The organism is Flavobacterium panacis, from assembly GCF_024649945.1.
Lineage (GTDB): Bacteria > Bacteroidota > Bacteroidia > Flavobacteriales > Flavobacteriaceae > Flavobacterium > Flavobacterium panacis.
In genome coordinates this window covers 337,189-352,372 of record NZ_JANKMS010000004.1, presented here as the reverse complement: position 1 = coordinate 352,372, position 15,184 = coordinate 337,189, and the positions used below count along the sequence as shown (strand labels likewise).

Below are 15,184 nucleotides of genomic sequence, written 5' to 3'. Positions count from 1 at the left end.
ATTTAATAGTGAATTATTTATCTAAAGTTTTAAGCGGAATCATCGTGTCCGAAATCGTTTTGTCTTTGTTGTCTTTTACCAAAACATGAATTTCATTTAAATTTGAAATTCCGTTTAGTTCTGAAACTAAGTTGACAAAACCTTTAATTTCTGTAGTTCCTCCCGTAAACTCACCTGAGAATGTTTTTGTTCCTGCCGTAATCGTGTAAAGTAATTTGTTTACACCTACTTCATTATTTTTTCTAGACATTCCAAGAAAATCTTTTTGACTGATTTGTGATGGAAAGAAACTGAAACTTGGCGGGGGCGGCGGAATAAATTCTCCTGCATAAATAATTTGATCACCAGAATTGGTTGTCCAGTCTTTTGCGACCATTAGGAAAGTGATATTTTCCATCACAAAACCTGCCGGCGGATTGTAATATTGCTGTGGAATCAAATCCATTCTGTAAAAACCATTTCCTAGATCTTTCAATTTTGTTTTTTCAGAAACATCTGGAAGCCAAGCTTGATATTCTTGTAAAACAGCCCAATTGTTTAATCCACTATGAAAATGAACGCTTTCGACACCTGCAAAACCATCTTTTAAATTAGAATTAAATAAAATACTAACTGGCTTATCAATTAAAGGTTTTGACGGATAAGATCTAATTACTTCATTTGCCGTGTAAAATGATGAAAAATCAGTGTAGGGCATATTGGCTACATCACTTTGTTTAGAACCATTTTTGTTTTTTATACGAAACCAAAATCCAGCACTTGCTGCAATTTCTGCAGGAGTTTTAGAAAAATAAACCGTTGGAGTTAAAGTGAAACTCCAGATTTTATTTCCTTCGTATTTCAGTTTAGCAAAATCAGAAGAGTTTTCAAAATTTCCGGCATCTGGTTCAGATGGTGACCAGATCCACATATAAAGATCTTCTGTTTCGGCAAATGTAGATGCCGACATATCGAAATACCAAGTCACTTTTTCGTCGTATTTGTACACTACAGGGAATGATGACATTGGGCCTACAGCTCCAGCGGCTTCTTGTGCCTGAATAAAATTAGGAGCCATCAATAAGGCAAGTAAAATTGTATATATAAACTTTTTCATATTACTTTTTAATTAATAGCATTTAATTTAAATACATAAGACACAAAAGCGACTCCAGCTGAAGAGCGAGTCAGCTGAAACTGCATTTCTTTGTTTTTTCCCGGAACCGAAACTATTCGAAGTTCATCTGTTTTTTGCGTTTTTTGTGCATCGCTGTACAAGTAGATTTTTGTTGCAACATCATTCGTTTGTTGAAAATCTGAACTAAGAGCCCAATATCCCTTTGGAGCAAATAATGGAGGGACATTTCCGGTTACTTCATAAGTTGTTGGTTTGTTGTTTTCATCTACACTAAAGTTGATTTTAAAATCTTCGTAGTTGAAATAAGAGTTCAGCGTTTCTTCATTTGGTTCGATCTTATTTGCCTTCGCAACTTCATCGACCATTTTCAGATTTGCCAATTGCCAATTGCCATTTACTTTCTCATAAATGGTAATCGGATCTACGTAGCTTCCGTCTTCTATGTTATCGCAACTAAGCGCGAAAAAACACATTACAAAAGCTAACCAATAAATACTTTTACATTTCATAAATTTTTGGTTTTTGTTAGTTTGTTACCCCCTTCAAAAGGATAGAGCGAAGCTAGAAGTTAAATAAGTCCGAAAAAAAACATCTGTAAAAAATCAAGATATAAATCAGATATTTCAAAATATAACTCACTAAAAATCAACAACTTATGATTTATTGTGAAAATGAAAAATCAAGACGTTGTATAGACTAAAAGAGATAGTTTTTTAATGGTAAAAATGACAATATGTAAAATATTTGGTATATTTTTTTCACTATACATATATTTAAATTGTTTTTATTGTATAATTGCAAATAATTTATTCGTTTTTAACATTTACAGCTTACTTTTATTTCAAAAACCACCTTCTAAAGCGATGTTATTAAACAATTTACAAGATTTTGAAAATTAGGTTTCCCTTAATTTCAAAACTTATTTATAATTTTAAAAACGAATTCACTTATTCTATCTATCAACCAACTTTACCTTAAACCAAAACCAAATCATGCGAAGAATATTGATACTACTTTTCTTCATTGGAGGATTTTCTCTAACTGCAAAAGAGACAAATCCTTACTTAGAAGAATTAGATCAGGCACTTTTAAAAAAAGAAGTCTATCTAAAACAGAAATATCGAAAAATTGAAGCTTTAAAGAAAAATATAGCCAAGTTTACACTTAATCAAGATAATGAGGGATTGTATAATTGTTATATGTCGCTTTTTGACGAATACAAATCTTTCAAATACGATTCTGCTTATTATTATCTGGAGCAGTCCAAAATCAAAGCTAAAATTTTAAAAGATCCCAAATTCTTATCTAAAAGCCGAATCAAAGAAGGTTTTGTACTGCTTTCTTCAGGACTTTTTAAAGAAGCTATTGATACTCTTAATGTGATTGACGATTCTAAGCTGGACATCAAAAACAAATTTGAATATTACAATATAAAAGCTCGTGCTTACTATGATTTAGCCGATTACAATCGTGATCTGCGATTTAATGTTCATTATGTTCAGCAGGGGAATCAGTTCTTGAAAAAAGCCTTAGAATTGATTGGAACAAATACCAACGAATATTGGGCTGCAGAAAGCTTAAAACGTTTAAAACAACAAGATTGGCGCGGAGCAGAATTCGCTTTTAGTTATTGGATTAACAACTATAAACTACCTCCTGATTATTACGGAATTGCGACTTCAAGTCTCGGTTATATTTATTCAGAAAGAGGTTATACCAAAAAAGCGATTCAGTATCTGGCACTTGCCGCTATCGCCGATGTTAAAAATGCCACAAAAGAAACCGTTGCACTTAGAAATCTAGCCAATGAACTTTTTAAAATGGGTTATTTGGATAAAGCCAACGAATACATTAATATCGCAATGGATGATGCTACTTTTTATAATGCAAGACATCGTAAAATTGAGATTTCATCCATTCTGCCTATTATTGAAAAAGCGCAATTGAATAATGTAAAAGACAAAAATGATAAATTAGAAAAAATCATTATTCTACTGACCATTTTAACGGTTATCATTTTTGTTTTTCTCGGCATTATCTTCAAACAATTAAAAGAAAAAAACAAAGCCCGAAAAATAATGGCCGATTCGTATCTGAAGTTGCAGGAAATGAATGTGAGTTTAAGCGAAGCAAATGCTATTAAAGAAGAATACATTACGTATTTTATAAAAGCAACTTCGGCTTTCATCAATAAAATCGATCACATTCAAAAAAGTACATTACATAAAATCATCACTAAAAAAACAGATGAAGTTATTGCGAGTTTAAAACGCTATAATGTAAAAGAAGAACGAGAAAATCTATTCCACCAATTTGATGAAATTTTCCTGAAATTGTTCCCAACTTTTGTAACCGATTTCAATAAGTTATTTCCAAATGATCATAAATGTGTTGTAAAAAAAGGTGAACTTTTAAATACTGAATTACGCATTTTCGCTTTGTATCGATTGGGAATTCAAGACAGTAATCAAATGGCAGAATTTCTGGAACTTTCTGTAGCCACAATTTATACATACAAAACCAGAATCAAAAGCAAATCGGATTTTAAAGATACTTTCGAGCAGAAGATTATGGAGATTAAGACTATCTAAGTTGCTGAGATTCTGAGATGCTAAGATTCTAAGTTTTTTTTACCAATGCCACAAAAGCTCCGGCGGAGCGTAATATTTATAGAAACAAAGCAACACCCGATAAAAAAGCTCCAGCGGAGCGACATATATATTTAAAACATTGATAAATATGTCGCTCCGCTGGAGCTTTTTTTTGTTTCGCACAAATATCTTTTCTATAAATATTTCGTCCCTCTGGGACTATTTTTTCCGTCATAAATCATGCTATATCATTCAACACTTTCCAACTGCAAAATCGTATTCTGATAAATCTTGCTCAATGAAAACAACTGCTCCACAAAAATCATAATCGCAATCGGAACAAAGAAAAATACCAGCAAATCTTCTTCGTATAAAAAATAAGTCGAAATCATAGCTAAACGAGCATATTCTAGGTAATAAATCCATTTGCGTTGTTCTAGTAAAGCACCACAATTGATTAAAGTTAGAATGACTAACGAAAGCACAAATATCTTATCATAACTTTCTAAATAATCGAAATAATAAGTAAAAACGGTTAAAATCAAAGTGCAGATTCCTAATTGTATATAAAGATAATTTTTAAATCGAAGTCGTTGATTTGGCAAGGCTTTATCTTGCAGAAAACGTTTTTCTAAAATAGGACGAATATCCTGATCCATATCGGCTGGACTTCCAAAAACAGCATTCCATCTTGCTTTGAATCCGCTTGAGCGTTTCCATAATTCATAGATTTCGAAGTAATAATGAAAATGTTGCCACAAGAAACTGCAGCTTTTTAAGGGATGTGTCAAACCGTACTTAGGTTTTTCTTCTTCGGTTTGAAAAGTTCCAAAAAGACGATCCCAAAACGTAAACATATCACCGTAATTTTTATCTAGATATTTCTCGTCAGAAGCATGATGAACTCCGTGAACAGAAGGCGTTACAAAAACATATTCCAACCATTTTATTTTTCCAATCAATTGTGTATGTGTAAAAAAAGAATAAGCGCCGTGAACAATCAGCATCGTTATAACCATTGAAGGATGAAAACCAATAAACGGCAAAACACACCAAAATCCTGTTCTGATAATCGCCTGAAAAGTTGTAATTCTGGCTGCAGCCGTAAAATTAAATTCTTCACTGTGATGATGCACAATATGTGCCGCCCAGAAAAAATTGACTTCATGTCCTAATCGATGATACCAATACCAAACAAAATCGGTAGCGAGAATCAGCGCAAACCAAACAAAAGCATTACTCGGAATATCAAATATCCTATAATCATCATAAATCAAATAATACAACTGGTAAAAACTCGCAGCGATAAACAAATTGATTAAACGCTCTGCAATTCCAATAGAAATATTGGAAACAGAACTTTCATAATTAAAAATTTCAGGTCTTTTTCTGCGTTGAGCAAGCTTATATTCTAAAAATAAAAAAAGAAAAAAGGCCGGCATGGCAAAAGCCAGAAAATTGATATTTTTCATTGGTATGATATTTTTCTATTCTAAAAATTATCGGGTAATTTAGTTTTAACACATAAAAACATAGATTTTTATTGCTTCTGCTTGAGACTACAAAAAAAACAAGCTTTAACACATAGCTATGTGCATTGAAATTAGTGAAACGCCTATATAGACTTGCAAAAGCTATGTTTCTATGTGTTAGAATTTATCTCACGGTTTAAAAATTATATACAACAGCAAACGAAAAAGACACTTTCATCAATTACACTTTTAGGGAGACTAAAAATATAATCAACGAAAATGATCTTTTACGGAGTAAACCTGATTTAATTCTGCTTAAACAAAGGAGCTTCCAAAGCCACTTCTTTTACCGATTGAGTTTCGGCTACTTTTTTCAAAGCAATAATATAAGCAGCAATACGAGGTGTTACATTATGTTTTACTGCCACTCTAAAAACAGTATCAAAACCTTTTTCTAAAATATCTTCCAGACGTTTATTGATCTGGTGAATTCTCCAGGACTCCAAAAGCGAATTCTGAAGCCATTCGAAATAAGAAACTGTAACACCGCCAGCATTGGCTAAAATATCAGGAACAACTAATATATTTTTATCATGCAAAATCTGATCTGCATCTGAAGAAACTGGACCATTGGCGCCTTCCACAATAATTCTTGCCTGAATATCAGCAGCATTTTTTTGTGTAATCACATCTTCTTTCGCAGCCGGAATCAGAACATCAACTTCTAAAAGCAGTAAATCTTCATGTTTAATGGCAACCGAATTTGGATAACCTTTAATCGTTTTGTTATTCAAATTATAATATAAAATCAACTCTGGAATATTAATTCCGTTCGGATTGTAAAATGCTTCTGAAACATCGCTCACGGCTACAATTTTCACGCCTTTTTCATATAAAAACAAAGCAGAATGTAAACCAACATTTCCAAATCCTTGAATGGCTGCCGTAGCTCTGGCAGGTCTGATTTTTAATTTTTGAAGTGCTAAAAGACTGATAATGCTCACGCCTCTTCCTGTTGCTTCTACTCTACCTAAAGATCCTCCAGAATGAAGATGTTTTCCAGTTACAACAGCATGAATTGGTCTTCCGTGTAACAATGAAAATTCATCCATTAGCCAGCCCATTTCGTCTGGTCCCGTTCCCATGTCTGGAGCAGGAACATCTTTTTCTGGTCCGAAAATATCAGCTAAGGCTTTGGTATAAGCTCTCGTAATTTTTTCTAATTCTGTTTTAGAATGGTTTCTCGGATCACAAATAATGCCGCCTTTAGCGCCACCAAATGGAATTCCGGTTACAGCGGATTTCCAGGTCATCCAGGCGGCAAGTGCTTTTACTTCGTCCAAATTCACAGCGGTATCATAACGAATTCCGCCTTTTGAAGGTCCTAAAGCAGTATTATGAATGACACGATATCCCTCAAAATTCTGAACATTTCCGTTATCTAAAGTGATAGAAAAGTTTACTGTAATTTGTTTTTCAGGACGTTGTAATTTTTGTCTAAGGGAATTATCTAAATTTAAAATATCTGCAGCAATATTAAAACGATCAATCATCGATTGAAAGGGATTCTGTTTTATGATTTCTGAGCTCATAGTATATATAGTTTTTTGGTTTGGGTTATCTCTTTATGTTTTATTCAAAATATTTTTTGATAAAGCTTCTACTCTTTATCTCGTAAGCAGCTACAACACGGAATTTTTACCAGACAGCGTCGCATCAAAATTTTCATATTTCTATTGGTTCTCATATTTTGATTTTTTAACGATTCAAAAAAAAGCCTTTCATGGTGCAATGAAAGGCTAAAAAAAAAAATAACTAACAAGTACTTTCTCTATTAACGCCATTTCAAAACGTGATTCATCATACAGCACATCGCAAAGCTGCATGGAAAAAACGTCATAATATTTCGGCTATAGTTTTTCATTGTTGAGACAAAGCTACAAAAATATATTTATAAATTCTATAGAATTAGTAGAGTTTATTTTTGATAAAATTACAGTCAACCATAAAAACAACTGTAAACTAAAGGATTACGAACTAAAAAAAATTACTGTAATTGTGAAAAAACTATAAAAACAACAGCAATTAAAGCTAAAAACAATCCTAAAACATTGATTTTGGATAGTTTTTCTTTGAAGAAAAAAGCGCCAATAAGAGTTCCTAAAACAATTACGCCCATATTCATTCCGGCAAAAACAGTTGACGGATTTTCTGAAAAGGCTTTATGCGCTTTTAAATAAAATAATATATTTCCGAAGTTGAAGATTCCGACCAATATCCCGAAGGGAATGCTTTTTAAAACGAAATTTTCTTTCGTTACAAATAACTTATATATGACAATAAGAATAGAAACTGTAAAAGCAATTAGAAAAACAAAAAACAAAGATGTTGCATAAGGAACAACAGTATATAAAGCTATTTTCTTGAAAAGAATATCGACAACTCCAAAACCAAGTAAAACTGCAGCTGGATAAATCCATTTGTTTTCAGTATTATCTGAAGGCTTTTTTAAGATGAATAAAAGTGCAGCAAAACCAACTAGCACTCCAATAACTTTATACGTATTAAATCCTTCATTAAATAAAAGCCAAGCTGCCAAAATCGGAATAAATAATGATAGTCTTTGTGCAGCATCGGTTTTTGCAATTCCCATATACCTTATAGAAAGCGCTAGAAAAAGAAATAATATCGGAAGTAAAATTCCAACTGAAGTGTAAATTTCTAAAGGTGCTTTATCATCTAACGTATTTAAATCTGGGCTAAAAGTAAAATAACAAAGCGTGATCGCAGCAATATAATTGAACGAAATAATTTGCGACGGATTGGCATTATACTTTCTAGAAACTTTGAAAATAACACCTACAATAACACTGCAAAGAATACTTAATATAAGGAATAACATAAATCTATTTTTGGATTGTAAAAGTAAACTTTTGTAAAATAAAAAAGCCCAGCCGGTTTTAAAAAACCAGCTAGACCAGATTATATATTCAGCCTTTTAGTTAAAAAAATCTAATTTAATCTGCTAAAATCTTTTTAAATCTGCGTGAAATAATTTTTACACCTAGATTTTTCACGCAGATTTAGACAGATCAAAGCAGATTTTTTATTGATTAAGCTTTAGCAATTTTAATATATTTCTTTCTTAGAATTTACTAATGTAACTTCCGTAAATATCTCTAAACTGATTCCCTTTTGCAAAACGGTCTTTGCTCAGTTTTTTATATTCAACCAATCCCCATAAAACAAATTCTTTCATAAAGTAAACATCTTGTTTTGCTAATTGAGGTTGGTATTTTTTTAATAATTCATCAAGCGGAGTTACTTCGTCTAAAATACTTTTGTATTCTTTGTCTGAAGCATCGTCTAATAATTCGAAACCGCTTTCCGCGAAAAACCATTCAACAACATCAGAATATGGCGTTTTTTCGTCTGGTTTTTCTAATTTTTCAATTTTTGGAAAATACTGAGGAAATAAAGTTCTAATGGCAGAACCAATCAAACTTTCAGCCACAACATCGGCTCCCTCCTGCTCTCCTTCGTAAACCAATTCGACTTTTCCTGTGATTGCTGGAATAATTCCCACAAAATCCGATAAGCGTAATGATGTTTTATCAACACCAGAAATCAAAGCGCGACGTTCTGCCGTACTAATTAAGTTTTCGAATGCCGTAATACTCATTCTTGCACTTACACCACTTTTATTGTCGATGTATTCGCTTTCTCGGGCTTCAAAACTAATTTGCTCTAAAATATCTCTTGCCAAACTTGGAACGTAAACCACATCAGTTTGGTTTTGATCTAATTTAGATTCTTGTTCTGTGATCGTTCTTGCAATCTCGATACTTTCTGGATAATGCGTTAAAATCTGAGAACCAATTCTATCTTTAAGAGGCGTTACAATACTTCCTCGATTGGTATAATCTTCTGGATTTGCCGTGAAAACAAATTGCATATCTAAAGGCATTCTCAATTTGAAACCTCTAATTTGAATATCGCCTTCTTGCAAAATATTAAATAAAGCAACTTGAATTCTAGCCTGTAAATCTGGTAATTCGTTGATTACAAATATACAGCGATTCGCTCTCGGAATCATTCCGAAGTGAATTACGCGATCGTCTGCGTAAGATAATTTTAAATTCGCCGCTTTTATTGGGTCAACATCTCCAATTAAATCGGCAACTGTAACGTCTGGAGTTGCGAGTTTTTCGAAGAAACGTTCGCTTCTGTGCAACCACGAAATTGGCGTTTCATCACCTTTTTCTGCAATTAAATCCTTTGCAAAACGAGAAATTGGATTTAATGGATCATCATTAATTTCTGAACCTTCCACAAACGGAATATATTCGTCTAATAATTCAATCATTTTACGCGCCAAACGTGTTTTTGCTTGACCACGAAGTCCAAGTAAATTGATATTATGACGAGATAAAATCGCGCGTTCTAATTCTGGAATTACCGTATTTTCAAATCCGTGAACACCTTCAAAAACAGGTTTTCCTGATTTGATTTTCTCACGAAGATTATTACGTAATTCATCTTTTATGCTTGTACTTTTATATCCAGCGGCTTTTAATTGACCTAAGGTCTTTATAGTAGTTATTTCCATTGTATTGAAATGTAAATTTTATTATTTGTTTTGGAGCATTGCATATATTCATCATCAAAAGAAACCTTAGTATCTTAGAATCTTAGCAACTTAGCACCCTTATTTAATCCTTTTCTTTCTATTTGCTTCGTAGTCCTCAAAAATCATTTCGCCCAAGCCTTTTAATCCTGTGTAAAATGCTTTTCCTTGATTGGCTTCTGTAAACTGATTCACAAAACGCTGTAAATATGGATCTCGAGCGATCATAAAAGTCGTAATCGGAATATGAAGTTTTCTAGCTTGTTGTGCTTGCGTGTAACATTTATCGACAATATATTCGTCTAAACCATTACTATTCATATAATATGAACCATCACGTTCGCGAACGCAACTTGGTTTTCCGTCGGTAATCATGAAAATTTGTTTGTTGGTATTTCGCTTTCTGCGAAGAATATCCATTGCCAATTGTAAACCAGCAACTGTATTGGTATGATAAGGTCCAACTTGCAAATAAGGCAAATCTTTAATTGGAATCGTCCAAGCATCATTTCCAAAAACTAGAATATCCAGTGTATCTTTCGGATATCTTGTTGTGATCAATTCTGCCAAAGCCATCGCTACTTTTTTAGCAGGCGTAATTCGGTCTTCGCCATACAAAATCATACTGTGACTGATGTCAATCATTAGAACGGTACTCATTTGTGCTTTGTACTGGGCTTCTTCGACAACCAAATCATTTTCAGTTAGCATAAAACTTTCAACTCCGTTGTTGATTTGGGCATTTCGAAGACTTTCGGTTAATGAAATCCTTTCTAAACTATCTCCAAAATTAAATTCACGGAATTCGCCAGTATGTTCGTCGCCATTTCCGGCATGTTTTGTTTTATGATTTCCGCTTCCAGATCTTTTCAAGTTTCCGAAAATCTGATCTAAAGCTTGTTGTCTAATTGCTCTTTCGGTTTTTGCAGTTATTCCGAAACCATTACTTCCATCACCTTTTACTTCATCTCTAATGTAACCTTTTTTCTTTAAATCTTCAATGAAATCATCAATAGTATAATTCTCGTCGGTAAGTTTGTATTCGACATCCAGTTCCCGAAGCCAGCTTATAGCTTCATCAAAATCACCCGAAGTATGGGTAATTAACTCTTTAAAAATCGTAAAAAGTTTGTCAAACGGAGACTGAAAAGGAGCTTCGTAGGTCTTAAAATAAAAGCCTTTTTTAAATTCGTTTTTCATAAATCTAAAATTACGTCTTTTTAGAATTATGAAAAACGAATTGTTTATTAATTTTTAGTTAAAATATTCAACCAAAAATCACAACTAACAGTGTTAGATATAATAATTATTCAAACTTTCCGTCCAAATAATACCAAGCGCCATTTTCGAATTTAAAAGTAGAAAATTCATAATGTACTTGCGGTTTCTGATCTGAATCTAAAAAGTAAGCTTTGAATTCTACAGTATTTTTAGAAGAACTCAAAATCTCCAATTTCTGCCATTTATTAGAAACTGCCCATCTTAAAATTTCAGCTTTCGAATAATATTTTCGTTCAGAAATATAAGTTGTTTCCATCAAATAATCAGCATTATGGGTTGCATACGCCGAGTATCTTGATCGCATTAAAGTTAATGCTGAAGGTGCTTTTTGATTGTTATTTAGATATAATCCGCAACAATTTTCAAAAAGCAATCCTGTATCGCAGAAGCATTTTTTACTCTCCATCAACTGGTTCTTCTCCATTAATTTTAACGTGAAGCTGATTCAATAAAACTTGATAACGCGTTATTTCGCGAACTTCTTCGTCTTCTTCAGCAAAATCAATCATTTCGTCTAATGTTTCGCTTACTTCCAATAATTTGTTGTTTGCTTCTCTATCGTTTTTCGCAGCAATCAAATCAATGATTTCCTGCACGTTTGCTTTTAATTCTTCAAATTTACTATTCATATTATTTATTTTTTCTGCCACTAATTTCACTAATTAACACTAATTTTTATACTTAAATTTATATTTCAAAAAACAACTTGTGGCAATTCATGGCAAACTAATTATTCTTTACTTTCGTTGAATTTTTTCATGATTTCCTTCAACTTTTCTTTGCGCGAAATCTCGGCTTGTTTGGCTTTCGCTTGGGCTTTATGCAATTTATCATTGTGCTTTTTGATGTTTCTTTCGTTATTGCGCCCCATTATATTTCTCTTTTAATTTGTTCTAACGTTTTTTCTGTGAAAATCAATTCGTTGATAATTTGTTTTCTTAAATCATCAATATCATCATAATCGAAATATTTTGCCCACGAAGTTAATTGCTGTAAATTCCGAACTTGTTTTAATCTTTTTGTGGTTTCAAAACTCGTTCTTAAAATGGCTTTTCCGTCGTATTCAGGATTGTTCTTGTGTTCATAATTCGCAAGATTATTTTCGAAATCAGCTTTTATATAATAGAGTTTCTCTTCGGCATTATCTGGATAAAACGCTGACCATTTTGCAAAACCAATTTTAGTTTTCGATTCCGTTTCCGGATTTCGGGCAATCAAACGCCATTTGCTGTTTGCCAATCTTCCCCAATGATTCGAAACGCGATACATTCCTTCTTCTGTATAATAATAGGTACTTCCTGCTTTGCTTTCAAATTGTTTTTTTAATCCTTCAATCGAATCTTCCAACACTTCATTAAAAACACAAAAGGTATTTTTAAAAGAATTAGGATGGGGTTTAAAATTTTTCTGCATGTGCAAATATACTCAGATTACAGTGAACTCCCTAAAACATTAATTGCTTACCTTTGTTGCTTTAATTCAAAACAAAAAAATCATGTCTAAAGATTTAGAACAAAAAATGCCGCAAAAAGGAGTTTTTACTGGTGTTATCGAAAAAGATGAAAATAATAATTATTTCTGTGGCGTATATCTTTTAGACTATAAAATGGTTGAAGCTAAATTTAAAGTTGGCGATTGGATTACAATAAAATCTGTTATTGAAAATCCAAGCGATATGAGTTATAAACAATATCCCAAAAAATCAAGAAACTTCGATAAAGCGAATCATAAACCTGAGTAATTTGTTTCAGGTTTCATGTTTTTCTTGTTTCAAGTTGACTATTGATACGTTTTTTTTAACCGCTAAGAACGCTAAGATTTACGCAAAGAACGCTAAGTTTTTTTTAAATTTTAAAATCTAGCATGTCTAAATATTAAGTTCGCAAAGCTCTGTGTCGACAAAGCTTTGCGAACTTTTCATTTTAATGATTCTCAAAAAATAAAACCTTTGTGTGCTTTGCGTAAAACTTTGCGCTCTTTGCGATTAAATTATCAGGTTCAATAATTTGAGTAAATCTGAGTTAACATTTTAATAAACCAACTTTCCCGAATATTTTTTCCATCAAAACTAAAAAGTTAAAAAAAAGTGTACCTTTGCAAAAAATTTGTCGATTTGAACTAATTAATATCGATTTCAAACTAATAGACAAGTAGTTACCTTTTATTTATGAAAAAAATAGTTGAATACCGCAAGTTACTAAACGTAGAAAAAACTGCAGAGTTAAAAGATTTAAAGACAATTTATCGTAATGCGATGAAAGAATCTCATCCTGATAAATTTGTAGGAGATGACGCTGGTCTTAAAGCTGCAGAAGAAAAAAGTAAAACGATCATCGAAGCTTACCACTTTTTAGTAAGTATTCACCCTGATACTATCAAACTTAATTTACCTGAGTACACAGAAACAATTACAACTTGTACTATTACAGATTATAAATTTGTAGAAGGTCGTTTGATTATTGACTTTTCTAACGGAAGTGTTTACGAATACATCAGTGTACCAAAAGCAACTTACGTTAAAATGGTAAATGCTGATTCTCCTGGAAGATTTGCTAAAAGACATATCTTAAACTCTTTTACTTGGAGAAAGAAAACAAACCAAGAATAAGTTTTAAAAACACTATATTTCACAAAAAAGCACTCTATAAAATGAGTGCTTTTTTTATGTCCGAAAATTTAAAATTCGAATATACTTGTTCAAATTAAGTTTACAATTAACAGCTTTCAGTCAAATAAAACCAACAAACATGCTGATTATATGCACTTTAAACCTAAAAAAACTATAACAAAATTTTAGGTTACAAAATTCTGTATGTTTTATATTTTTAGATACTTTTGTTGCACAAATCAATTAACTAATTAATTTTTTATAATGAAAAAAATACTTTTTGTACTTACAGCTTCTGCAGCTATCATTTCTTGCAGCAAAGTTAAAGATGGAGAATACCTTATTACAGGTACTGCTACAGGAATTGAAAACGGAAAAACTATCATTTTACAAGGTGCAGACCCTGCTACAAGAATGCCTGTTGCTCTTGATACAGTAAAAGTTGAGAACGGAAAATTTGAAATAAAAGGAAAAGTAACTGAGCCTGCTTTTCATACATTAATTTTACAAGGTGCTAATGGTCCTGTTCCATTAATTCTTGAAAGTGGAGAAATTAAAGTTACAATTGACAAAGACAGTATCCAAAAATCTAAAGTTTCAGGAACTTACAACAACGATGAGTATGTAACGTTTATGGACGAAATGACAAAAACTCAAAAATCATTAATTGATTTTCAGAAAAAGAACAATCAAAAAATGCAACAAGCTCAACAAGCTCAAGATACAGCGGTTATCAATAGTTTGATGAAACAATACATGGAAATTCAAAAAGAAGTTGGAGAAAACAGCAAAAAGAAATTCTTAACTTATGCTGAAACTCATCCAAAATCATTCATTACAGTTGTACTTATCCAGAATTTATTAAATGATCCATCAACTGATTTGAAAAAAATGGAAACTCTTTTCAATTCTTTAGATGAGTCTCTTAAAAATACTGCTCCTGGAAAAGAATTAAAAACAAGATTTGGTCAGGCAAAATTGCCATCTGTTGGTACTACAGGAGCTCCAGCAGTAGGCAGCCCTAAATGAAGAGCAGATTTTTCAGGCCCTACTCCAGAAGGAAAAGTAGTTTCGCTTAAACAAAGTTTAGGAAAGGTAACTATCGTTGATTTCTGGGCTTCATGGTGTGGTCCATGTAGACAAGAAAACCCAAATGTTGTAGCTATATATAAAGAGTTACACTCAAAAGGTTTAAATATTGTTGGAGTATCTTTAGATAAAGATGCCTCAAAATGGAAAGAAGCGATTGCAAAAGATGGCTTAACTTGGACACATGTTTCTAACCTAAAATTTTGGGATGAACCAATTGCGAAGCAGTATAATGTAGAATCAATTCCTGCAACTTTTATTCTTGATGCATCAGGAAAAGTAGTTGCTCAAGATTTAAGAGGTCCTGAATTAAAAGCGAAAATTGTAGAGCTGTTAGCAAAATAACACTCTATTTTAAAATAAATCAAAAAATCTCCCTAGTGGAGATTTTTTTTGTTT

At 32.3% G+C, this 15,184-nt stretch carries 15 protein-coding genes and 1 pseudogene; 5 read left to right on the top strand and 11 right to left on the bottom strand.

All coding sequences use genetic code 11. The features are described 5' to 3' along the window. Nucleotides 1-13: 13 nt before the first annotated feature. Together NQQ59_RS11525 and NQQ59_RS11520 are read right to left on the bottom strand one after the other, a co-directional pair. Nucleotides 14-1,096 (bottom strand): hypothetical protein, encoded by a 1,083-nt coding sequence (locus NQQ59_RS11525; protein ID WP_144219366.1) that lies wholly within the window; start codon nt 1,094-1,096, stop codon nt 14-16. Nucleotides 1,097-1,104: 8 nt separating this feature from the next. After that, nucleotides 1,105-1,626, bottom strand: a complete 522-nt coding sequence (locus NQQ59_RS11520) for a DUF5004 domain-containing protein (protein ID WP_144219365.1) — start codon at nt 1,624-1,626, stop codon at nt 1,105-1,107. A gap of 483 nt (nt 1,627-2,109) precedes the next feature. Between NQQ59_RS11520 and NQQ59_RS11515 the strand changes: the two genes are divergently transcribed. After that, nucleotides 2,110-3,708 (top strand): DUF6377 domain-containing protein, encoded by a 1,599-nt coding sequence (locus tag NQQ59_RS11515; protein WP_144219364.1) that lies wholly within the window; start codon nt 2,110-2,112, stop codon nt 3,706-3,708. Nucleotides 3,709-3,956: 248 nt separating this feature from the next. Here the strand turns inward: NQQ59_RS11515 and NQQ59_RS11510 are convergent, their stop codons facing one another. The 9 genes from NQQ59_RS11510 to NQQ59_RS11470 all read right to left on the bottom strand — a co-directional run bounded on the left by NQQ59_RS11510 (nt 3,957) and on the right by NQQ59_RS11470 (nt 12,501). After that, entirely contained in the window at nt 3,957-5,180 is a 1,224-nt protein-coding gene (locus tag NQQ59_RS11510) for a sterol desaturase family protein (protein ID WP_144219363.1), read from the bottom strand. Between the two features lie 305 nt (nt 5,181-5,485). Next, nucleotides 5,486-6,772, bottom strand: a complete 1,287-nt coding sequence (locus tag NQQ59_RS11505) for a Glu/Leu/Phe/Val family dehydrogenase (RefSeq protein ID WP_186296651.1) — start codon at nt 6,770-6,772, stop codon at nt 5,486-5,488. 455 nt (nt 6,773-7,227) lie between these two features. Further along, a complete protein-coding gene (locus NQQ59_RS11500) occupies nt 7,228-8,082 on the bottom strand; it encodes an EamA family transporter (protein ID WP_144219362.1) in 855 nt (284 codons plus the stop codon). Nucleotides 8,083-8,325: 243 nt separating this feature from the next. Then, the gene (locus NQQ59_RS11495) at nt 8,326-9,789 is read right to left on the bottom strand and encodes a MoxR family ATPase (protein ID WP_144219361.1); all 1,464 of its coding nucleotides are present in this window, start codon (nt 9,787-9,789) and stop codon (nt 8,326-8,328) included. A gap of 99 nt (nt 9,790-9,888) precedes the next feature. Next, nucleotides 9,889-11,007 carry a vWA domain-containing protein gene (locus NQQ59_RS11490; protein ID WP_144219360.1) on the bottom strand — a complete coding sequence of 373 codons (1,119 nt, stop codon included), beginning with the start codon at nt 11,005-11,007 and terminating at the stop codon, nt 9,889-9,891. A 106-nt stretch (nt 11,008-11,113) separates the two neighbouring features. Beyond that, nucleotides 11,114-11,512, bottom strand: coding sequence for a YchJ family protein (locus tag NQQ59_RS11485; RefSeq protein ID WP_257698240.1), 399 nt, complete (start codon nt 11,510-11,512; stop codon nt 11,114-11,116). Further along, a complete protein-coding gene (locus tag NQQ59_RS11480; RefSeq protein ID WP_095931642.1) occupies nt 11,484-11,717 on the bottom strand; it encodes a hypothetical protein in 234 nt (77 codons plus the stop codon). The genes NQQ59_RS11485 and NQQ59_RS11480 overlap by 29 nt, the downstream gene beginning before the upstream one ends. A gap of 101 nt (nt 11,718-11,818) precedes the next feature. Continuing rightward, a complete protein-coding gene (locus NQQ59_RS11475; RefSeq protein ID WP_186296650.1) occupies nt 11,819-11,959 on the bottom strand; it encodes a hypothetical protein in 141 nt (46 codons plus the stop codon). After that, complete coding sequence (locus tag NQQ59_RS11470; protein ID WP_144219359.1) at nt 11,959-12,501, bottom strand: hypothetical protein; 543 nt, start codon at nt 12,499-12,501, stop codon at nt 11,959-11,961. Before NQQ59_RS11470 ends, NQQ59_RS11475 begins: the two co-directional genes overlap by 1 nt. 82 nt (nt 12,502-12,583) lie before the next feature. Here NQQ59_RS11470 and NQQ59_RS11465 point away from each other — a divergent pair, with 82 nt between their 5' ends. From NQQ59_RS11465 to NQQ59_RS25330, 4 genes and pseudogenes are all read left to right on the top strand, one after another. Beyond that, a complete protein-coding gene (locus NQQ59_RS11465; RefSeq protein ID WP_144219358.1) occupies nt 12,584-12,829 on the top strand; it encodes a hypothetical protein in 246 nt (81 codons plus the stop codon). 426 nt (nt 12,830-13,255) lie between these two features. Beyond that, a complete protein-coding gene (locus NQQ59_RS11460; RefSeq protein ID WP_144219357.1) occupies nt 13,256-13,696 on the top strand; it encodes a KTSC domain-containing protein in 441 nt (146 codons plus the stop codon). 264 nt (nt 13,697-13,960) lie between these two features. Beyond that, on the top strand, nt 13,961-14,725 hold the full coding sequence (locus tag NQQ59_RS11455) for a DUF4369 domain-containing protein (RefSeq protein ID WP_144219356.1): 765 nt from the start codon (nt 13,961-13,963) through the stop codon (nt 14,723-14,725). Nucleotides 14,726-14,743: 18 nt separating this feature from the next. Next, nucleotides 14,744-15,130 (top strand): annotated as a pseudogene (locus tag NQQ59_RS25330) (peroxiredoxin family protein); the annotation flags it as partial. Between the last annotated feature and the right edge of the window lie 54 nt (nt 15,131-15,184).